The sequence below is a fragment of the Methylomicrobium agile genome, from assembly GCF_000733855.1.
In the GTDB taxonomy this organism is placed as follows: Bacteria; Pseudomonadota; Gammaproteobacteria; order Methylococcales; family Methylomonadaceae; genus Methylomicrobium; species Methylomicrobium agile.
In genome coordinates this window covers 2,890,678-2,913,281 of the sequence record NZ_JPOJ01000001.1, presented here as the reverse complement: position 1 = coordinate 2,913,281, position 22,604 = coordinate 2,890,678, and the positions used below count along the sequence as shown (strand labels likewise).

10 protein-coding genes are annotated in these 22,604 nt (G+C 46.5%); 1 reads left to right on the top strand and 9 read right to left on the bottom strand.

Going from position 1 to position 22,604, the window contains the following annotated elements:
* Positions 1 to 138 precede the first annotated feature (138 nt).
* The 3 genes from CC94_RS0113740 to CC94_RS0113730 form a co-directional block, all read right to left on the bottom strand.
* Positions 139 to 1,419, bottom strand: a complete 1,281-nt coding sequence (locus tag CC94_RS0113740; RefSeq protein ID WP_031431299.1) for a class I SAM-dependent methyltransferase — start codon at positions 1,417 to 1,419, stop codon at positions 139 to 141.
* A gap of 182 nt (positions 1,420 to 1,601) precedes the next feature.
* Complete coding sequence (locus CC94_RS0113735; protein ID WP_084675353.1) at positions 1,602 to 2,801, bottom strand: sulfotransferase family protein; 1,200 nt, start codon at positions 2,799 to 2,801, stop codon at positions 1,602 to 1,604.
* A 78-nt stretch (positions 2,802 to 2,879) separates the two neighbouring features.
* Positions 2,880 to 4,064: a PepSY-associated TM helix domain-containing protein gene (locus CC94_RS0113730; RefSeq protein WP_031431297.1), complete on the bottom strand. Its 1,185-nt coding sequence runs from the start codon at positions 4,062 to 4,064 to the stop codon at positions 2,880 to 2,882.
* Positions 4,065 to 4,243: 179 nt separating this feature from the next.
* Here CC94_RS0113730 and CC94_RS0113725 point away from each other — a divergent pair, with 179 nt between their 5' ends.
* The gene (locus CC94_RS0113725) at positions 4,244 to 4,504 is read left to right on the top strand and encodes a hypothetical protein (protein ID WP_031431296.1); all 261 of its coding nucleotides are present in this window, start codon (positions 4,244 to 4,246) and stop codon (positions 4,502 to 4,504) included.
* Positions 4,505 to 4,593: 89 nt separating this feature from the next.
* Here the strand turns inward: CC94_RS0113725 and CC94_RS0113720 are convergent, their stop codons facing one another.
* The 6 genes from CC94_RS0113720 to CC94_RS0113695 all read right to left on the bottom strand — a co-directional run bounded on the left by CC94_RS0113720 (position 4,594) and on the right by CC94_RS0113695 (position 22,586).
* On the bottom strand, positions 4,594 to 7,062 hold the full coding sequence (locus tag CC94_RS0113720) for a TonB-dependent siderophore receptor (protein WP_051911507.1): 2,469 nt from the start codon (positions 7,060 to 7,062) through the stop codon (positions 4,594 to 4,596).
* Positions 7,063 to 7,204: 142 nt separating this feature from the next.
* On the bottom strand, positions 7,205 to 11,782 hold the full coding sequence (locus tag CC94_RS0113715; protein ID WP_051911506.1) for a non-ribosomal peptide synthetase: 4,578 nt from the start codon (positions 11,780 to 11,782) through the stop codon (positions 7,205 to 7,207).
* Positions 11,779 to 15,201 (bottom strand): non-ribosomal peptide synthetase, encoded by a 3,423-nt coding sequence (locus CC94_RS23120; protein ID WP_084675352.1) that lies wholly within the window; start codon positions 15,199 to 15,201, stop codon positions 11,779 to 11,781. The genes CC94_RS0113715 and CC94_RS23120 overlap by 4 nt, the downstream gene beginning before the upstream one ends.
* Positions 15,198 to 18,533, bottom strand: a complete 3,336-nt coding sequence (locus CC94_RS0113705; protein WP_036303996.1) for a non-ribosomal peptide synthetase — start codon at positions 18,531 to 18,533, stop codon at positions 15,198 to 15,200. The genes CC94_RS23120 and CC94_RS0113705 overlap by 4 nt, the downstream gene beginning before the upstream one ends.
* A gap of 49 nt (positions 18,534 to 18,582) precedes the next feature.
* Positions 18,583 to 21,939, bottom strand: coding sequence for a non-ribosomal peptide synthetase (locus CC94_RS0113700; protein ID WP_031431291.1), 3,357 nt, complete (start codon positions 21,937 to 21,939; stop codon positions 18,583 to 18,585).
* Between the two features lie 89 nt (positions 21,940 to 22,028).
* Positions 22,029 to 22,586: an ankyrin repeat domain-containing protein gene (locus CC94_RS0113695; protein WP_031431290.1), complete on the bottom strand. Its 558-nt coding sequence runs from the start codon at positions 22,584 to 22,586 to the stop codon at positions 22,029 to 22,031.
* Positions 22,587 to 22,604 lie beyond the last annotated feature (18 nt).

The window sequence follows — 22,604 nt, the reverse complement described above, 5'->3', positions numbered from 1 at the left end:
CTGCCTTACTTTTCGGTTATTGATCAATAGGGGGGCATAGCTGAATCGCTTTGGGCAAAACCAAAGCTTATGATTGTTAAAGCCTGAAAAACAGGAAAATAACACTCAATTTTTATCTAAAGATCCCCGTCGGATCATCTAATCTTCTAACTCGATCAGATAATGCTGCACATGTAAAACGTAAATCAACTGTAAAAATACATCCTCAGTCAAACCTATTCCTTTTTCATACACGCCTGTATAAATCTGCCTCAAGCTGTTCTTGCCATCCACACCGGCAAGAGTTGTTTCCAGCAACAGGGCAAAATCGGCAGGTATGGAAAAAGAACGTCCTCCGACGCTAATTTCTAACACTTCGCGACGGGCCCCCTGTTCACCGAATAACTTTTTCCGCGCCAAAGCCAACTCGCGGCCTTTAACAATTCTGGGAATTTCGCGCCAAACACTATCGTTTCGGTTAAAAAACCGCTGAATCGATCTGTCATCAGCCGGTATGTTGCTATCGTTTTCATTTTTTCTTAGGGTAAAAAAATGCACCAGTTGCTGATTATTTCCGGCTTCGGAATAAATTTTCTCTAAATTGAGCAGGGCAAAACGTTCATTCTCCATGCTAAGCACATCAAATCCCATTTTTTCAAAAAAAACCGGCAACTCATTTAATTTACGCCGGCCTAACTCAATCGGATCACTGGGAAGTCGGCAAGGATTAGAAAAATTAATCCATAAACCGCCTGGTTTCAGTACCCGGTAAATTTCCTCTGTCAGCCGTATCGGATTACTAATAAAATCCAGCATATATTGCGTAATGACCACGGACAAAGAGCCGCTTACGAACGGCATATTCAGCACGTCGGAAACGACATAATGGATTTCGTTTGCTGTTGATGCCGGTGGCGTTAATTCGACCTTATGCCAATCGGCTCGCTGTAAATGGAAGACCAACGGCTCTCCTTGAATAAATTGCTTGGCAACCAGAAGGGTCGACAAAGATAAATCCACGCCATAAGACACTTGAAAATCATCGGCAACACTATATAACAAACCGCAAGCACCCGATCCTAACACGGCAACTGACTCCCAATCCTTACAATGCTCGGTAATGGTCTTGCTGAACAAGTTTTCTACCTTGGCAAACTCAGGTGTTCCAAACCAGTCCTGGTAAAAATACGGCAGCATGTCATGACATGTAAAACCCGACTTTACCGAACTCCAAGCCAACGCATTATCTTTACGAGGCTGCTCTGCCAGAAAATCGGTAATGGCTTTGCACGTTCTCTCCAGAACCCGTATATTGACCGCCATGCCTTGCTTCATCATGTCAGTTCTGCCGGCAAACATATTGTCATCCAAATGATGCTCATAATCCTCTAGACGATAACTTATGTTGGCAAATGAAGTCTTGATTTCTTCTATTTCCATAATAAAGCCTTGCAAAGAGGAAATACTATCGGGTAAAACAAATACGCTAATTCCATTAATAATGGGATAAATATTTCCACAGTGAGAGCAAGTTCGAATGCTCGGGGATTGGTCAATTAGAGGCTCTTGACAGGCAATACATTGATACATAATAAAATCCTATCGGATTAAAAAACTTTGATTTAAGAAAACAGCAGACGGCCTAAATTCATTAATGCTTCCTTATCATCGGTTCCTTGTATTTCAATCTCTCCATGAGAAAAAGCTTCTATCGCATCTCTCGTTCCGTTTATCATATCGACCAGCAAAGTTGCGGAAAAACAAACGGTAGTACCTGAATCATGATCGCCCTTTTTTAACGTCGCTTCTTGATGGGATAAATCGATAACCCAAAATATATCCGTATTACCTTTAATAATTACTTTCCATATGCCTTTAAGGTCTGGGTACCTATACCGGTTGTTTTTAAGCGCATTCATAAAACGATTTTCAAATATATCCGATATATCAGGCATATTTTCTGCATTTATTTCACTGTGAATACCATTAGAATAGTAAGCATCCAAGCTGGGATAACCCAATTCACCAAGTAATCTGTTTATGTCCGTTATGAATTTCTTCGGAATCCCGGCTCGCGGTACTTCTATTCCTTTTCCTACCGAGTCTTGACGAATCCTGCTGGATAATGCCGCCTTGCCGTCCCCTTCACCTTTATCATGGCTAACCTGAAATACACGCTCCATTAAGCCTTTTTCCCATTCGACTCCCAAAAAATGGAATAATCGCGGTAGAGTTTTTTCTGGCTGCATAACAATGGATTCATAGTTCACTCGAAAACAGCGTTCTCGATGTGTCGATTCAAACATCAATATTTTATCGGTCTTTTCCAGCCAATTCTCTGCCATCGCCGCAATAATACTGTCTGGGTTTCTGTGTACATAAGGTATATGCTCAGGAAGAAAACGGAATTTACTTAAGTTGATACTGGAATGTACGACATCCATGCAATGCCTGTATAGGCAAATATACTTGGCATCGGGAAAATGAGCGTCTAGCACAGACAGATATTCCAAATTCATTGGCGTTTTCTCGCACCAGATTTGTTTGTTTTTTGCTTTAATATAACTGTCCATTATGTTGCAAATCATTTTCCTGGCTTCGCTTACTGCAAACTGTTGTTTACCTTCTTCATCTAGTTCAACCTGATTTTGTGCTATAGTCCCCATTAAGGTACGATTTAAACTTTCACATAAACTGCCAAGATATAAATGGCTTGGACAAGCTACTTTCGAATGAGTATCGACAATATATCGAAGCATGGTAGATCCCGATCTTTCACAGGAGAGAATAAACACGGGTTTGTGGAATGTAATACTATTCATAATCTTCCAAGATATACTTTGCGCCTGTGAATCAAAGCTTCGGCGTATATGGCATACGAGCAGTTATATTCTGTATATTTAGCCTATTTCGTACTTATTCCGCTTTTGCTTGACCACTCTATTCTTCTGTAACCACCGTATAATCCCTGTGACATAAAGCACCAAAGGCACCAACCCAGAGATTAAAATAATAAGCTGTCCTGCAAAACCAAAAGCTTCACCGGTGTGAAGCGGATAAAGCCATTCCACAAAAATATCACCGGCGGTACGGTTAGCACGTTCCCGCGCATGGATGATTTTGCCGCTGTATTGGTCAATCCAAAGACGCCGGTAAGAATGTTTTTGATTAGGTTCGTCAAACTCCCGTTTATTTACACCATAAACATCATGTTCATTTTGGGGGAAATCAATCCTTAGATATTCACCATCCTGGAAACGCGCATCGGTAACCTCTTTAACTTCGGCAAGGCTGATCGGCATTTTATCGCCCACTGGAATAACACTCTGATATCTAGGCCAAGGGGCTGACACCGACGAAAAAACACCAACCAATCCCCGTCCATATTCCGGGAAGATCAGATACACACCGGATATAATCAAAAACAAAACAATAATTGAACTATAAAAACCGAATGTTTTATGTAAATCGAAATTAAGCCGTTCCGAACTCGCATTACGTTTAATGGTTAGGGCCTTCCTGAGCTTACCTGGGCTGGGCCACCATAAAATTAAACCGGTTAACGCCGAAAATAATAGACCTATACCTGTAAAACCTACGATATCCATTCCGACTGATGCCAGCCCTAATGAATAGTGCAAACGCAGAATAAAATCCTTAAACGGGTCTCGCCATATCCGTTTAAAGTCAATTACCAGACGTTGCCCCATCACTTCCGCAGTATAGGGATTGATAAATATCTGGTGCCTTTCCAGATAGTCTGTATTCGGTGATGGCTGATCAAACCACAGTTCAAAAGCTAATCCTGAATGCCTGGGAAAATCCAAACTGATAGCCTTGCCATTGGACGGTAAGGCCTTCAAACCCGATGCAACAATAGCATCCAGCGGTAAATAGCTTTTATTTTCCATATCGGTCGGAACAGTCATCAGCTTGGGATTTAACCACTCATCCAACGGGAACTCAAAAGCCAATACACTGCCGGTAAGGCCGATCAATACAAACACCGCCCCGGCAAACAATCCAAGATACAGATGAACCTTGAGCCAGAGCTTACGACGATTTTTTAGACTCAGATGCCTCATAGCCCTTAATAATCTGTAGAAAAATCAAGACTGGGTAATGATTTTTTCACTACCCCAGCAACAGACGTAGTAGCCATCCGGAGTGCGGGCCAAAAGGTCTGCATTCTTACCTAACACGAGTATTCCCGCTTTTTCCCATAACGCTCACCACAACCGCTCTTCACGGATGCAGCTTTGGAGTGGCTTGGCATACCCGTCTGATCGACGACGCCGAGGAGCCCGCCTTCGTCGCTGGTGCAGCATGGCTCGCAGCTTTCTGGGTGCATTGCCTTCTTGACGCACCGGCAACTAGTTTGAAAAAACGCCGCTTAGAGATTGCCACATTTCTACCATCCCTGACCGCCATACATTTTGGGTTTCCTAATGAAGCGCTAATTAAATCACTCCACTTGCCTGAGCTTGTCGAAGGGCTTTTTAAATTAAAGATTGATCGGTTATGATTCGACAAACTTACCATGAACGGAATAAATCAGCGTTTCCCTAAGATACCTGCTTTCGATGCCCAACCCAGACAATCCAGTCTTCGCAATTAAAACTGTAATCTTATCGATCCCATCACCGAAAGAGGATTGCCGGTAACAATCGAGTTGCGTGAACTTGCCCCTGCGTAATAGCCCTTATCCAACAAGTTGTTGATATTCACTTGCGTGGTCAGGCGCGTTTTGCCGACAGGTATCGTATAAGCCGCCATCGCATCCATCGTGATATACCCGGGCAAATCAACTGCGGGCAAATCAACCTTGTTGGGTATTGTGGGGTTAAGGCGTTTGTTGTCGCCAAGGCGTTTCCCGACCACTACGCCACCAAGTCCGGCTTTAAAACGTTCGGTAAATTGATAAGTTCCCCATAGGGAGGCTTGGTGTTCAGGGACATTAATAGGACGATCGCCTATGAGATTTGCGTTAGCGTTAATATAACGAATATCAGTAAAAGCATAGGTCGCAACCAGATTTAACTTTTCAGTCACCTGCCCTTTAATATCCATTTCCACGCCACGGCTTCTGACCTTGCCTGCGGTAATTTGGAATCCAGAATGATCAGGATCGGCAACTTTCGTATTGGTTTTAGTCAAATCATAAAAAGAAACGGTACTTGAGAGCCGTTTATCGAAAAATTCAGTTTTGAAACCGGCCTCATATTGCTCTCCGGATTCTGGTTTAAAATTCTCGCCGGTAACTGAGAGGCTGGTGTTTGCGGAACCCAAAGACTCCGTATAGCTAGCAAATAAAGAAAGCCATTGCCAAGGCTGGTAAAGTACACCTACACGCGGGCTGAATTTCTGGTCTTCTTGATCGCTGTAGTTAGCCTTTGCCAGATCAGGAGATTTAATACTAGAAGCCGTACCATACGTGACCCAATCATAACGGCCGCCGCCCATAATGTGCAGCTTGTCAAACAGGGTAATATGATCTTGAAAGTAAACGCCAAATCGTTCTTCTTTGCGGAGATAATTCCAGTTGTTAGGCAATGCATCGAGTGTTGCCTGGCTAATGACATTATAAACCGGATTAAAAATATCAATCGGCGTTGTCGCAATGAAATGACCATTCCACTGACCAAAAGCCTGATGGTAATAATCCCCCCCCAGCAGGACCTCATGCCGGGTTCCAAGCATGTTAAATTTACCTGACAAATCCAGATTGGTTGAATAGGTTTCCTGATTTGCAGGCCCACTAAATATATTACGATTTAGAATTGGCTCCTGCTTTCGTAATGTACCAGAAGAACCTATATCGTTATATTGCATATCCCAGTTTTCCCATAGAAAACGATTTTTAAGCTGCCAGTCGTCATTAAATTTAAATGCCCAGTCATAAGCCACTAAGGTAGTGTCACTGACAGGCCCGTTAGCGCTGTCAAGGTAACTGCGGTTTAAAGGCACAGGCGCAGGACGGCTGCCAATCGCTGGAACACCGAAGTCATTTATTTTCTTCTCGTGCTTATGCTCGAATTCGAGATTAGCTTCAAAACGATCATTGGGGCGCCAGCTTAGCGTAGGAGCAATAAAGTAACGCTCATTGTTGACAAACTGCTTAAACGAGCCAATATCCTGATAAGCCAGATTGACGCGGTAGCGTAATTCGCCGTTTTTGTCGATAGGGCCTGTGGCATCGGCGGTGGTACGATATTGGTCATAGGAACCGAATTGTTGCTGCACGGAATAAGTAGGCGTATCCAAGCCTTTTTTGGTGACGTAATTGATCAACCCACCCGGTTGAGCCCGCCCATACAGCATGGAAGCGGGGCCTTTGATGACCTCGAATTGTTCGATGTTAGAGGGGTCGTAAGTGTTAAAACCGCGTAATAAACCATTACGGTATATATCGATGGTTGAAAAACCGCGAATGATAAACCTTTCGTATATATCGCCTGAGTCGTGACCGGCTTGGACGCCGCTGACATTCTTGATTATTGCATCGGTAATGTTAATGTCTTGTTGATCATCCAAGAGTTTTCTCGGAACCACTTGAATGTTCATGGGCGTTTGCATGATTGGCGTGTCGGTTTTGGTGGCGGCAAAGGCGTTGCTCACCGAATAACTCTGGAGTTCCACGCCTTCTGTATTACGCTCGCTTGAGACTGTCATCGCTTCCAACGTAGGAATGCTAGATTGCGCGCCGGCAACGGCCACCCTTTCCAAGGTTATGCTATTGTCCCCAGCCGAACGATAAGCCAATCCACTTCCACGCAGCAACTCGTTCAGACCTTCTTGCGCTCTATAATTACCTTTAAGCGGCTTGGACTTTACCCCCACTACCATGGATGCCGGATAGGTTAATTCCATACCGGTTTTCTCCGCGAAACTGTTTAATGCGGAAGCCAAATCGCCGGAAGGTATATCGAATTGAATTTTTTGACTTGTGTCCGCTCCCGATAGAGCCGGCACTGCGTGACAAAACGTTAAAACAAATGCCCCCTGTATAAAGCAAGCCCTAAGCCTTTTTCCCGGATGAGTCATGATTTCGCCGGGCAAAAGGTTCTTCTTTTTATTAGCCATTCTGGAATTTTCCTTAGTCACTTTGTGCCTGCGGTCAGTTCTTAAAAAGCCGAGCCCGTCGCTTGCACAGTTAGTTATCGATACAGTCAATGCTTACAAACAGTAGACGAACAAACTTAATATCCGCCCCACCTGAAAAAAATCATTTTGTTAAAAATGATTTCTCCTGGTAATGCTCTGGCTCAGAAATAAAGCCGCTCCGTTTAAAATAAGCTTGATAACGCGTCAATAACTCACTATCCAACAAGACACACTCGATCCCTATCTTCGACAAGGCACTTTGCGTCTCGCGGCAATCGTAACGAACACGGTTTTCTTCCAATGATTCCGTATCATCATCCCGACTTTGATCGGAAAACGTCGACAGCAACGGTAACAAAGCAAAGTCCGTTAACTTGCCCGCCTCGGCAATCTCAAAGATTTTTTTCACCCAGTCTCGATAAGGCATACGATCCAGGCGATAACCTAATCGGTTAAAGCTGTCGAGTAATTCATCGGAATAAGGCGGGGTAGGATGATTTAAATGAAAATACGCGCCGGCAGAATCCGGCTGTAATGATAATGCGACAATAGACCGACTTATATAATCGACCGGGGCCATATCCATGCGGACGCGTTCAGCAGGCGCGCAGCCCATTTGTATGCAAGCCTTGATCACCCGGCACAGAAAATCCTCAGTATTCCAATTACCGCTACGGCTGTCGCCGGCAACGGTAGCGGGCCGGTAAACCGTCACCTGAAATCCCCTCCCCCCGGCTGATCTAAGCAGTTTTTCGGCAACCCATTTGCTCTGGGCGTAGCCATTGGCTAAGGCTGCGCAGAGCATCGGTTCATCGCGTTCCCGATAGCCTTGCGGATTGGCGGACACTTCGTTAAACACCGACAAGGTCGAAACATAATGAAGCGCTTTGGCTTTGCGATAACAAGCAAGTCGCAACGCAGCTTCGGTACCCAAAACATTGGTGGCTTTTAACGCCTGATAAGGTTGAATAAAGTTAACCAGTGCGCCGTTGTGATAAATGACTTCGACCTGCTCGGCAATTTCTTGGTAACGCAGTTCGGACAGACCAAGCCTAGGCTCTGCCAAGTCCCCGCACACTGCAACAACTCGGCGCCAATCGATACCGTCTTGCAGTTCGTAATGGACGATTTGTCGTTGCAATCGGGCTAGAGCTTGTTGCTCATCAACCGCCCTGACCAAGCAATAGATTTTGGCATCCGTTTGCTCAAGTAACTCAGCCAGCAAAAACGCGCCCAAAAAACCGGTCGCGCCGGTCAAAAATAGCGCTTGAGCTGCCGCTACGTTGATAGGTGCAGAGGGTAAAGGAATAATGGCAGGATTGAGTTCTGCTTCGGTTTCAAAATCGACTTTGACAGCCTCGCTTTCACCGGTATCGATTAACCGCGCTTGCGCCGCGACAGTCGTCATCTCGAAAAAACTTTTCAGCGGCAATTGGATATTGAATTGTTTTCGCACTGCAAGCGGCAACTGCGCCGCCAGCAAAGAGTGCCCACCCAGGCCGAAAAAATCGTCATATCTTCCGGCTCGCCCAATACCGAGTATTCCGCACCAAATCGCCGCCAAGGCTTTTTCGGTCCGGGTCTCCGGTTCCACGTAGCGGCTGCTTACAACATTAGCCATATCGGGCGCCGGCAACGCCTTGCGGTCGATTTTGCCGTTTGCGGTCAACGGCATCCGCGCCAAAAATATTACGGCTCCCGGTAACATATAGCCCGGCAATGAGGCTTTAAGGCTCTCCAGCAGCGTTTCCGCCGTAAGTTGATCGCCACCGACCACATAAGCGATCAACAGCTTGTTGCCGGGCAAGTTTTCTCTGACCAAAACGACAGCCTCATCGACATCGGGATGCTCTAAAAGCCTTGCCTCGATTTCTCCCAACTCAATCCTGAAGCCGCGTATTTTCACTTGGTCGTCGATACGGCCCGAAAATTCGATATTGCCGTCCGGGCGGTAACGCGCCAAGTCTCCGGTTTTATACAGCCTGCCGCCGCCATTCAGGAACGGATCGGGGATGAACTTTTCCGCTGTCAGTTCGGGGCGCCGCCAATAGCCTCGCACCGTGCCTTCGCCGCCGATATACAATTCGCCCGGCACACCGACCGGAACCGGGTTGCCGCTGCGGTCCAGGATATAAAGCCGTACGTTATCGATAGGTCGGCCTATCGATAACGGCCTGTCCAAATCGTCCCGATCAGCCAAATAAACGCTGCTCCACACCGAACCTTCGGTAGGGCCGTATTCATTGTATAGAGGTACGTCCGGCAATATCGCATAGTGTCGCTTGACGACCTCGGTTGAACACGTCTCTCCGGCAACGATAGCTGTTTTCAAAGTTTGCAGCTTAGTTCGCTCTTGTTTCAGCAGCAACGCATAAAAAGACGGCAGCGCCAACAGATGCGATACCCGCCGCTTGGCGATGATGTCGGCCAGCGCCGCCGGATCTTTGGCGGCGTCATCCGTCGGCAAGCACAGGCAACCGCCCTGCCCCAGCGTCCAAAACAACCCGGCCACCGAACTGTCGAACGCAAACGACGATAACAATAAATAGGCGTCCACCGGCTCCCGATAGCAGCCAAAGCGCGCTGTTGTCGAATGCACGGCATTGCGATGCGAGACCATCACACCTTTGGGCAACCCCGTGGAACCTGAGGTATAAATGATATAAGCAAGATCGAGCGGATGATTGCATAGCACCGGATTAACGTCCGGCCATTGCCCAATCGTTCGCCAATCGCTATCCAAGCAAATCTTGTATTTCGCGTTGTGCGGCAATGCCTCTGCCAGCGCTTGCCGGGTCAGCAGCACGTCAATCCAGGCATCGTTAAGCATGTAGGCGATTCTCTGTTCCGGATACTGTGGATCGATAGGTACATAAGCCCCGCCGGCCTTGATGATGCCCAACATGCCGACCGCCATTTCCGGCGAGCGATCGACGCAAAGGCCCACTGCCACATCGGGGCCGACGCCTATGGAGCGCAGATAATGAGCCACTTGATTGGCTTTGCCGTTGAGTTCTGCATAGCTTAAAGTCAATCCTGCGAATGCCAGCGCATCGGCGCGCGGCGCTTTTTGGGCTTGCATTTCAAACAGCTGGTGAAGGCAGCTATCCGCCGGATAAGCGGCTTGCGTGGCATTCCAATCAAACAGGATTTGCTTGCGTTCCGCCAAAGTCAGCAGCGGCAATTGGTAAAGACGGCTTTGCGGAGCATCGGCAATACCTTGCAGCAACATCACATACTGCTGTGCCAGCCGCGCTATCGTAGCCGGGTCGAATAGGTTGGTGTTGTATTCCAGACTGGCGCAAAGTGCCCCGGTGTCTTCGCGGATATGTAAAGTTAAATCGAATTTAGACACCTTGTTTTCATCGTCGATAGCATCGATTGCCAAATCCGGCAATTTCAGTATCTGCCCCGTTTGATTTTGCAAAACGAACATAACCTGGAACAAAGGGCTGTAACTCAAATTACGTTCGGGATGCAGTGCTTCAACCAACTGTTCGAACGGCAAATCCTGATGATTTTGAGCATCTAAAACAGTATTTCTGACTTGCACCAACAACTCATCGAATTGCGGATTGCCTGACAGATCGGAACGCACTATCAAAGTATTGACGAAGAAACCGATCAAACCTTCTATTTCCAAGCGATTGCGATTGGCAATCGGTACGCCGACGCAAATATCCTGGTGACGGCTATAGCGGAACAGCAGGATTTTGAACGCCGTCAGTAACAGCATGAATAAAGTCGCATCGTATCGGCGGCTTAGTTGGTGGACTTGTTCCGCCAGAGCCGCCGGAATTTCAAAGCGATGCAAGGCTCCGCAATGATTCATCACCGCAGGCCTTGGCCGGTCGGTCGGCAACTCCAGCAAGCCGGGCGCGCCATCCAATTTATTTCGCCAATAATCGATATGTTGCTGCAACACATTTCCGGAAAGCTTTCGTCGCTGCCAGCAGGCAAAATCGGCGTATTGAACCTGCAACGCCGCTAACGGCGAGTATTCACCGCGGCTAAATGCTTGATAAAGCGTTACGAATTCGCGCATCAATATCGCCGCCGACCAACCGTCGAAAACGATATGGTGCAAAGTAACCAACAATATTTTTTCCTGTCTCCCGCCAGTGCCGGACAAGGCGAGCAGCGTTATCCGAAACAAAGGCCCGGACTCCAGACAAAAAGGCTTTGCCGCCTCCTGCCGGGACAGATCCGCCGCTACAGTCCGACAGAGCGGTTCAGGCAAACCCGTTAAATCGACATCGGCGACAGAAAGCGCGCATTCCGGTGAAACAGCTTGTGCCGGTACAATGTCAGTAACGAAAACGGTGCGCAAATTTTCATGCCGCCGCACGATCTCATTAAAACTTTGCGCCAACGCCGCTTCATTCAAAGACCCGGTCAAACTGAACGCATACGGCATGTTATACAGAGAACTGTCCGGCTCCAACCGGTCCAAAAACCATAAGCGCTGCTGGGCGTAAGATAGCGGTAGCGGTTCCATGCGGCGGCCGGGCATTATCGATGCGGATTCTTGCCCGGCTTGGGAAAGCGCTTCGATTAACTCCGCTTTCTTGGATTTGAGCTGGGATTTAATGTCTTCGCTCAGTGCATGTTTCGGCGCTTTACATTTTAAGTTGCCTTGTTCGACATAAAGATGCACATGCAAATCGCGTAGTGTCGCGAGCAACTGCTCCAACATCATAGCTCAATGTCCTCAAACTCGATTTCGGCGCTGCTTCCTGCAGCTTTTTGCTGATCTTTGGCCCAAACCAGCAGGTCGACTTTGGCTGCCAGTTGGGCGAGACTGGTCGTATCAAACAGGGCCTTTAACTGCAACTCGATCTTGAATCTCATGCAAATTCGAGATACCAATTGGGTCGCCAACAGGGAATGCCCGCCCAATTCAAAAAAATTATCCTCGACGCCGATATTTTCGACACCCAGCACATCCGCCCAGATTCCGGACAAGATTTCCTCGGTTGCGCTACGCGGCGCGACATACTGTTTAGCATTCGTCACGGTGCTGTCCGGCTGCCGCAAGCGCTTACGATCCAGCTTGCCATTGGCGCTGAGCGGCATACTATCCAGCAAGACAAAAGCGCCGGGAAGCATATAGTCAGGCAAAGTTTCCTGAAGGTGGCGCTTTAGCTGCTCGACATCGACCGCCTCCTTGTTGACAACAACCAGATAAGCCGCCAGCCGCTTGTCGCCCGCTGTGTCTTCACGGGCAAGGACAGCGGCTTCTTTGATGTTAGGGTGTTTCAGCAGCCTGGCCTCGATCTCGCCTAACTCGATCCTGAATCCCCTGATTTTGACCTGATAGTCGATACGTCCTAGATAATCGATATTGCCATCAATCCGGTAACGCGCCAAATCGCCGGTTTTGTACAGCCGGCTACCCTCTGGTCCGAACGGACTGGGGATAAATTTTTCCGCTGTGAGTTCGGGACGGTTGAGATAACCGCGCCCCAAACCGATACCGGCGATATGCAACTCGCCCGGCGTTCCGGGCGGCACCGGATTAAGCTGCCGATCCAGAATATAAAGCCTAATGTTGGCTATCGGGTGGCCAAGCGGAATCGCAGTTTCAGGGCAGTCCGGCAAACAGGCCCAATAACTGACATCTACCGAAGCTTCGGTGGGGCCGTAAAGATTATGCAATTCGGTCGGCAATTTTTTCTGGAAGCGCACCACCAAATCGGCCGGTAAAGCTTCACCACTGCAAATAACGCGTTTTAACGACGTGCAGGATTCCACGCCCGGAGTGTCGATAAAGGCTTGCAGCATCGACGGCACGAAATGGATCGTGGTGATTTGCTCTCTGATGATGGTATCGACCAATACTCCGCTGTCCTTGTGTTCGTCAGGCTTGGCGACAACTAATTGCGCTCCCGTCATCAGCGGCCAGAAAAATTCCCAGACCGACACATCGAAGCTGTACGGAGTCTTTTGCAATACGCAGTCACGACCATCCAGCCGATATTGTTGCTGCATCCATTGCAGCCGGTTGAGGATGCCTTGATGCGGTATGCAGGCAGCTTTAGGTTGTCCCGTGGAACCGGAAGTGTAGATGCAATAGGCCAGGTTTTCAGGCATGAGTTGGATGTCGGGGTTGTCATCCTTAACTTGCGCTATCCTGTCCCAATCACCATCCAAACACAGCACAGCCGCCGTAGAGGCCGTGAGTTTCTCCCGGCAGGCTGTTTGGGTCAGCACGACCGCCGCGCCAACATCGCGCAGCATGAAATCCAATCGTTCTTGCGGATAGCCGGGGTCAAGCGGCACATAAGCTCCACCGGCTTTGAGTATGCCCAACAAACCAATCACCATCTCTAGCGAACGCTCAAGACAAATGCTTACCAGCACATCCGGCCCAACGCCATGAGCGCCCAGATAACGAGCTAATTGGTTGGCTTTGCTATTCAGTTCGGCATAGGTTAATGATTGCCCTTCGAACACCACAGCAACCGCATTCGGCAATTTTTCCGCCTGGGCTTCGAAGAGGTGATGGATACATCGGTTTGCAGGATAATCAACTTCAGTTGCATTCCAGTCAATCAGGATTTGTTGATTTTCTCTCTGCGTAAGTAGGGGCAATTCGGATAAGCGACTTTCGGGAGTATCAACAATGCCTTGCAATAAGGTCAGATAGTGTTCTGCAAATCGAACAATAGTAGTTGAATCATATAAGTCTGTATTATATTCAAAAGTTCCATTTAATACGCCTGATTCATCTTCTTCAATATTTAATGTCAAATCAAATTTTGAAGTAGCACTTTCATTTTCTACAGAACTTATATTTAAATCCGGTAGTTTTAAAAGATACTGTGCTTTGTTTTGTAAAACAAACATTACCTGAAAAAGTAAATTGTAACTTGTGTTTCGTTGAGGACTCAAAACCTCGATCAATTTATCAAAAGGTAAATCTTGATAGCTTTGAGCATTGAGTACGGTATGCTTAATTTGGGCAAGCAAGGCGCTGAATCGAGGATTGTTTGACAAATCTGAACGAATAACAAGGGTGTTTACAAAAAAACCTATCAAACTTTCAATTTCCATTCGATTCCGGTTAGCCACGGGTGTTCCAACACATAAATCCGTTTGATGACTGTGGCGGAATAATAATACGTTAAATACGGTCATTAAATAAACGTATAAAGTAACGTCATATGTCCTGCATAATATCTGGATTTTTCTGACCAATAATAGAGGCATTGAAAAACAAAAGCTTCCACCACAATATCGCATTACTGCAGGTCTAGGTCGATCCGTAGGTAATTCAATAACATTTGAAGCGCCTTCTAACTTTTTACGCCAATAATCAATTTGCTTTTCCAGATTGTTTCCTGCCAACCATTTCTGTTGCCAATAAGCAAAATCCGCATATTGAATAGGCAATTCCGGTAAAGAGGAAACTCCCCCCTGGCTGAATGCCCCATAAAGTGCAATGAATTCGCGAATTAAGATTCCGGAAGACCATCCATCAGAAATAATATGATGTAACACAATAAGCAAAATAGCTTCTCTTTTACTTGTATCCTGAGATAGATTTATTATTGTAGCCCGTGCCAAAGGCGCTTCTGTTAAGTCAAAAACCCTCAACTTTTCCTTAACAATCAAATTATCCATTGCTTGTTGACGTGTAATACTTGGTAATTCGTCCAAATTAACATAGGCAACAGAAAACGTAGATTTGTCTGAAATTAGCTGATGTACTTGCTCATTTTCTGTCACAAAACTAGTTCGCAATATTTCATGTCGACGAATTATTTCATTAAAGCTTTGTTCCAAAGCAATGGTATTTAAATTACCCACCAATCTCAACGTTATTGGTATATTGTAAAACGAGCTATCCGGCTCTAGTTGATTCAGAAACCATAATCGTTGCTGAGCGTAAGATAGCGGAATTAAATCTGTCCGGCTGACCGGTGCTAGATGTGAATTATCAACCTTTCTCTCATTAGCTAATAATTCAATTAATTCATCCCTTCTATAGCGAAGTTGATCTATTATCTCTGAATTTAATACACTTTCAGGTGCCTTACATTTTAAATCCCCATCGTCTACATAAATATAAATATCCAAATCTTTCAGTTTCTTGAGCAAATCAGCGACACTCATAGTTTAATTTCCTTGTACTCGATATTATTAGCTACCACTGATTTATTATTGTTATTCAAAATCCATGTGGCCAAGTCAATTTCTTGAGCAATTTTTCTGGCCGACTTAACTTCAAATATGGTTTTTAGCGGCAAGTCTATGTTAAAATAATTACATATCTTTGACACCAGCTGGGTCGCTAATAAAGAATGCCCTCCCAAGTCAAAAAAACTATCCTCCACACTTATCTTATTAATTTTCAAAACTTCCTCAAATATTCCTACCAAAACCTTTTCTGTTTCTGATAGGGGCGCAATGTATCCTTTTGTAAAAGGATTACAAAAATCGGGGACTGGCAAAGCTTCCCGATCAAGTTTTCCATTTACTGTTAATGGTAATTTCTCAAGAAAAACATACGAACTTGGACACATATAGTCAGGCAATTCATTTCTCAGAAAATCCATCAAATCAGCAATATTAAAATCATCTTTTTCTTTAGTAACTATATAACCTACAAGCCGCCTATCTCCAGTCATATCTTCTTTAGCCATTACTACGGAATCTACAACCTTATGATACTTTAACAGTTGCATTCTTATTTCTTCTAATTCGATTCTGAATCCACGGATTTTTAATTGATCATCAAATCGACCCAAGAACTCTATATTCCCATCAGGTCGATAACGGACCAAGTCACCCGTTCTATATAAACGGCTGCCATCACATATGAATGGATTAGGAACAAACTTATCGGCTGTTAAATCGGGCCTATTGATATAACCACGCGCCAACCCCAAACCACCAATATAAAGCTCCCCTATAACTCCTATTGGAACAGGTAATGACTGTTTATCTAGAACATATACGCACACATTATCAATAGGCTTTCCGACAGGTATTGAATGGACTTCAGTACAATTATCAATATACTCCTTTACATCAAGCGTTAACGAACCGATTGTGGCTTCAGTTGGACCATAATGATTTATTAGTTTACAGCGCCCAATATCATTAATAATTTTTTCAGACAGCTCGACAGACATGGTTTCACCACCCGTAATAAGACAATCTCCAATCTGCATGTTTATTTTATTCGATCCATCCAATAAAGCATTTAAATGAGAGGGAACCATTTTAATAACGTCAATCTTTGTATCTGATATGGACTGATAAAACTTACTACTATCCATTACATTTTCATAGCTTAAGACGTTAAGACAGCCTCCTGATAATAATGAAATAAATATTGAAGTATTACCTAAATCAGCACTTATGGTCGAAACAATCGCAAAACGTAACCCTGGCTTTACAGCAATTTTTCTCATCATTGAGAAAACGTAATTTACTAAACCATGATTAGTTATTGACACACCTTTAGGTTTACCAGTCGATCCAGAAGTAAAAATAACATAAACCAAACTATCAATATGGTTATTAGTATTTAAATTATCTATCCAGTTTCTGTTAGAAAACAAGGACTCATTATCCAATGAGATAGTATCGCCTTTCCAGTCCGTGAGTTTTGAAAGAATTCCTTCTTGAGTTAAAAGAATAGATGTCCTAGTTTCATTTAATATGAATTCCAAACGTTTCGAAGGAAAGTATGGATCTAGGGGAACATAAGCCCCGCCTGCTTTTAAAATACCCAACAATCCAATAATCATCTCCAACGAACGATCAACGCAAAGACCCACAAGTATCTCTGCTCCTACGCCTTTTGAACGCAAATAATGGGCTACCTGATTAGCCCTGATATTTAGTTCTTTATAAGTTAAAGAACGGTCTTCAAAAATAACCGCGATAGAGTTTGGAGTTTTCTCAACCTGTTCTTCGAACAATTGACAAATACATTTATTTTCTTCGAAAAAAACCCTGGTTTTGTTCCAGTCTTCCAATATCAACCGCTTTTCGGAAGATGTCAGTAGAGGCAAATCAGAAACTGGAATATCTGGACAATTGAGTATGCTTTCCAGTAACTTTTTCAGATGGTTAGCCATTCTATCGATAGTTGACTCATCGAATAGGTCTGTACTATATTTAAAAGCACAACGTATATTTTTCTCCGATTTTGATATACTCAAAGTCAAATCGAATTTGGCGGAGTTCATTTCCGCATCGGCTATATTAAAATTCAATTCCGAAACACTTAGCGCATCCATCGGCGCATTCTGGTAAACCAGCATCACCTGGAACAACGGAGTCCGGTTTGACTCCCGTTCCAGTTTCAATTCTTCGACTAAATGCTCGAACGGTAAATCTTGGTTGTTTTGTGCATCCAGGCTATTTTTTCTGACGCTATTTAACAGTTCGATAAAGGTCGGGTTACTGGATAAATCGCTTCTCAGCACCAGAGTATTGACGAAAAATCCGATCAGGTTTTCGATGTCCCGACGGTTGCGATTGGCTATCGGATAACCGATACATATATCGTACTGACCGGAATAACGCGACAATAAAATAGTGAATGTCGCCATCATCACCACAAATAAAGTCGTATCGGCCTGACGGCTTAATCGGATCAATGCGGCGGTTGTTTCATCATTCAATTCGAACTCATGGCTCGCACCCTGATATGACATTACCGGCGGTCTGGGCCGGTCGGTCGGCAACTCCAATACTCTAGGCGCATTCTCCAGGTATTGCCGCCAATAAGCGATTTGTTTGGCGTATAGCTCGCCTTGCAGGCGATGACGTTGCCAGTCGGCAAAATCGGCATATTGAATCATCAACTCCGGTTCGGATGACGGATTGCCGCTTTTAAAGGTCTGGTAATACGTTCCAATCTCCTTGATAAGCAACCTTAGTGACCATTCATCAGAAACGATATGATGCAGGGTCATCAATAATACATAGCGCTCGCCATCCAGTTTGAGCAAGGCAGCTCTTAACAGCGGCGGTTGCTTAAGGTCGAAGACACGATGCGCTTCCTGCACTTCAAGGGTTTTGACGATGCTTTCCTGTTGCAATCCGTCCATCCCGGTTAAATCGATATGGTTAATAGTTATTGCGCTATTTACCTCTACGACTTGCCGAGCTTCGTTTTCGATTATCACAAACGAAGTTCTTAACGCTTCATGCCGACGAACGACCTCATTCAACGCTTGTTCCAATACCGATATATTCAGGTTGCCTTGCAATTGCACCAGCCCGGCCATGTTATAAAATGGGCTATCCGGTTCCATTTGCGCTAAAAACCATAGCCTTTCTTGTGCAAACGATAACGGACACGGCGAGAAATTCGCTCGTTTACTGATGGTCTGGTTAACAAAAGCCGATCTGTCCTTGATGCGTTTTAACAGCAACGCTTGTTTTTCTTTGGAAAGATCGGCGATTCGAGCGGTATGGCTGGACATAGTTAAAAATCCTGATTTCAAAGCGAATCTGTACAATGTTTTGAGATTCTCAGTCGCTCGTGAGCAGTTGATTGACTTCTTCGTTTGAAAGCCGTTCGAGCTCTTGTAACAACTCGTCTAAAGAATCGTCATCTTGCTGCTGAATTTGCAGCCTGGCTATCTCGGCAGCCAGTAACTCGATGGTCGACGATTCGAATAATATCTCTGTAGGAACTTCTACATTGAACACGCACTGAATCCGGGACAGAACCTGAATTGCCGCCAATGAGTGACCGCCTTGTTCAAAAAAATCCACATCAACGCCGACCGTTTCGAGACCCAATACTTCTTGCCAAATATCAGCCAGCGCCGCCTCGATCCAGTTTGACGCCGTTCTTAACGCTCCTGCTCGTTGCGCCGAGTCCTGTATACTCAACAATGCAAGGCGATCCCGTTTGCCATTAGGCATTAACGGCAATTCGTTCAATCCGATATAGGTCGACGGCACCATATAATCCGGCAGGTTTTGCTTAAGATATGTCTGCAAAGCTTCAGCTTCCGGTACGTCGACAAATTGCCGCCCAACCAGATAAGCAATCAATCTTTTATTGCCGGACACTTCCTCTTTTACCAAAACAACAGCATCCTTAATGGCAGGATGTTGCAGCAGGCGCTCTTCGATTTCACCCAGTTCAACCCGGTAGCCGCGAATCTTGACTTGGTTGTCGATACGACCTATGAATTCGATCTCACCGTCGGCACGAAAGCGTGCCAAATCACCGGTTTTATAAATCCGCTCACCCTCCGTACTGAACGGATTGGGAATGAATTTTTCCGCAGTCAACTCCGACCGGTTCAGATAGCCTTGCGCCAAACCGGCTCCGCCTATGCACAACTCGCCGCTGACTCCTATCGGCACCGGTTGATATTGCTTGTCCAGAATATAAATCCGCACGTTAGCGATGGCCCGGCCAATCGGCAACATAGTATCTGCATCGGTTTTCTTGCTGCGATAAACACTGCTCCAAACTGTGCCTTCCGTAGGGCCGTATTCGTTGTAGAACTGCGTTTCAGGCAACCGGCGATGATGTGTTGCGGCGATATCGGCGGAGCAGGCTTCTCCTGCGACGATCACCGCTCGCAGGGTATTTAGATAAGAAATATTGCTGTCATTGGTGATGGCGGTATAAAACGAAGGCAGGGCCAACAAATGACTAACCCGATGCCGGTTAATCAGTTCAGCCAAGGCATGGGGATTGGTCAATTCCTCCTGCTGCGGCAAGCACAAACAGCCGCCTCGGCTTAAGGTCCAAAATATCCCGGCCACGGAGCTGTCGAATGCAAACGAGGACAGCAGTAAAAAACATGCCACCGGCTCGCGGTAATAATCCGTTCTGGCTAACGTCGAATGCAATAAATTGCGATGACTGACCATAACCCCTTTAGGCTGTCCGGTAGAGCCTGAGGTATAAATGATATAAGCGGTATTGTCCGGCGAGAGCAGATCCTGGGATACAGGATATTTCCGGCTTTCAGTAGCGCCCTCTTCGTCCAGGCACAGCATTTTGATGTTTCGATGCGAAAACTTGCCGGTCAACGCATTTTGCGTCAGCAATATCTCGATACCGGCATCGTCCGCCATAAACTCCAGGCGCCCTTCGGGGTAACTGGGATCCAACGGAACATAAGCAGCCCCGGCTTTCAGCGCGGCCAGCAAACCAACAATCAGTTCTACGGAACGTTCGGCACAGACGCCAACCCGACATTCAGGCCCGGCACCCAGTTCCAATAGGCACGCGGCCCATAAATCCGCACGCCCGTTAAGTTCGCCGTAACTGATTCTTTGCCCGCCGAAAACCAGTGCCGTCATATCCGGAGTCATTTTCGCCTGCGCCTCAAAAAGCCGGTGAATCAAAGGGGCATCCTGTGTAGAACTTGCCGTGCATACATTTGAAGCCAGGACACGATCTCCACCACTCCAGTCGTCAAGCAACTGCCTGGTTTCCGCTTGAGACATTATCGGCAATTGTTTCAGCGGGAGTTCCGGTTTACCGATAGCACCCGCCAACAGCATTTGCAGGTGCCCGGCCATTCTTGCAATAGTTGCAGGATCGAATAAATCGGTGTTGTATTCGAAGCAGCCTGACAGCTTGCCGTTACGTTCATCGATGAGCAAAGTCAGATCGAACTGGGCCGTGCGGTTATTCATCGTCAACGGCACGACTGACAAATCCTGCATCCGAAAATCCGCTATCGGTACATTCATCACTGTCAGCATCACTTGAAACAAAGGCGTATGGCCGGTGTTGCGAACCGGATTCAACGCATCCAGCAATTGACCGAAAGAAAGTTCCTGATGGTTCTGATCCAGCAAAGCCTGCTCACGCAACTGCACCAACAGCTCTGAGAACGACAGGTCTGCCTCTATCCGACAACGCAGCACCAGCGTGTTGACGAAAAAGCCTATCAAAGCCGCCGTCTGACTCTGGCTGCGTCCAGCCACCGGATAACCGATACACAGATCCTTACTGCCGGTATAGCGGTACAGCAACGTGTTGAAGGCGGCGGCCATGACCATGAACAGCGTGGCATGGTATTGTTTACCTAGCTCTTTGACCGCACCGCTCAACTCGGCGGAAAGTTCAAACCTGTATAGATTGCCGCGGTAACTAGACCGTGGCGGCCGCGGCCGGTCGGTAGGCAACGCCAGCAGCGGCGGCGCGCCGGCCAGTTTCTGCCGCCAATAGTCCAAATGCCTGGCCCATTTTTCCTGCTGCTGGCGTTGCCATACGCAAAAATCGCCGTATTGGATCGGCAATTCCGGCAACGCCGACGGCTTGCCGTGGCCGTATGCAGCGTACAGCGCGGCGACTTCTTGCATCAACACCCCGACCGACCAGCGGTCGGAAACGATGTGATGCAGCGCCAACAACAGAATATGCCTCTGTTCGCTCAACACCGCCAGCAGCGCCCGTAACGGCGGCTGTCCGGTAAGTAGAAACGGTCGATGAACAAAATCGTCGGCGCATTGCTGGAATAAATCCATCGCACTCTCATGGCTAAAGCCTGTAAAATCCAGACACGCCAGCGGCAACCGGCTGTCGGGCAAGACTTGCTGCCCCTCGGCGACAAACAGGCTGCGTAGAATTTCGTGACGCCTGACCACTTCGTCCAGGCTATGTTGCAAGGCTTGTACATTCAGCAAACCGTCGAATTGCACGGCTCCGGCAACATTGTAAATCGGATTGTCCGGTTCCAGCTGCGACATGATCCACAAGCGTTCCTGCGAATACGATAAGGGAACCGGTTGGTCCTTATTTCGTTTTGTAATAGCGCCATTAGCCGGAATATGGGATTTCTTTAGTCTGGTAATCAGTTGTCTGCGACTGACTGACTGTTGCTTGTCCGGTTCTTTAGTCTCGATCATAATTTTTCCCTCGTGAAGTGGTACATAGCCTTGAATACAGCTATCTCCATTCAGGCTATCGACAACAGCAGTTGCCACGTTTAGGACCGCTAACGTCTCGACTCATAATCGGCGGCAAGTTCCAAGTCTGTGGGCACATGAAAACCTAAGCGATTTCGACAGTAATGTCGCCAATCATCCGAACCTGAATCGAACACTACATTCTCTCCGGGCCACATCGATTCAGTAACGCTGAAATCCTGGTGCAAATAGACCACGGCATCGTCAGACAATGACTGTTCAATCTGCCAGTCCGGAAATTCATGGAATGCGTTGACTGGATAAGCCTTGCAAAAGGGTCTTGCCGGTTTTTCCGAAGCAATTCCGCTTTCCTGTTCCGCCTTTTGCAGTAAAGTGGCGGTTTCCACTCGCGCAGCCGCCAAGGCAATTTGATAAGGCGTTCTAAGATCGCGGCCGCTATTGATTGGATTGGCTCCTGCTTCGAGTAACAGCTTCACTATTTCCGTGTCGCCGTGGCCCGTAGCCCAATTTAATGCGGTCCAGCCATAATCGTCTTTTTGTTCCAATGCTTCGCCATTTTCAATCAAGGCTTGTACTTGATGAATGTCACCTGTCTTAGCCGCTTCAATCAGTTGTGGTTTGTTCATAGATCGTTTCCTTAATAG

What these genes read in the sequence shown, in the direction of transcription:
- CC94_RS0113715 (WP_051911506.1), bottom strand. Translation starts at nt 11,782, where the DNA reads ATGATGTTGGAGCAGTTGCTCGCGACACTACGCGATTTGCATGTGCAT.
- CC94_RS23120 (WP_084675352.1), bottom strand. Translation starts at nt 15,201, where the DNA reads ATGAGTGTCGCTGATTTGCTCAAGAAACTGAAAGATTTGGATATTTAT.
- CC94_RS0113705 (WP_036303996.1), bottom strand. Translation starts at nt 18,533, where the DNA reads ATGTCCAGCCATACCGCTCGAATCGCCGATCTTTCCAAAGAAAAACAA.
- CC94_RS0113735 (WP_084675353.1), bottom strand. Translation starts at nt 2,801, where the DNA reads ATGAATAGTATTACATTCCACAAACCCGTGTTTATTCTCTCCTGTGAA.
- CC94_RS0113730 (WP_031431297.1), bottom strand. Translation starts at nt 4,064, where the DNA reads ATGAGGCATCTGAGTCTAAAAAATCGTCGTAAGCTCTGGCTCAAGGTT.
- CC94_RS0113720 (WP_051911507.1), bottom strand. Translation starts at nt 7,062, where the DNA reads ATGGCTAATAAAAAGAAGAACCTTTTGCCCGGCGAAATCATGACTCAT.
- CC94_RS0113700 (WP_031431291.1), bottom strand. Translation starts at nt 21,939, where the DNA reads ATGATCGAGACTAAAGAACCGGACAAGCAACAGTCAGTCAGTCGCAGA.
- CC94_RS0113740 (WP_031431299.1), bottom strand. Translation starts at nt 1,419, where the DNA reads ATGGAAATAGAAGAAATCAAGACTTCATTTGCCAACATAAGTTATCGT.
- CC94_RS0113695 (WP_031431290.1), bottom strand. Translation starts at nt 22,586, where the DNA reads ATGAACAAACCACAACTGATTGAAGCGGCTAAGACAGGTGACATTCAT.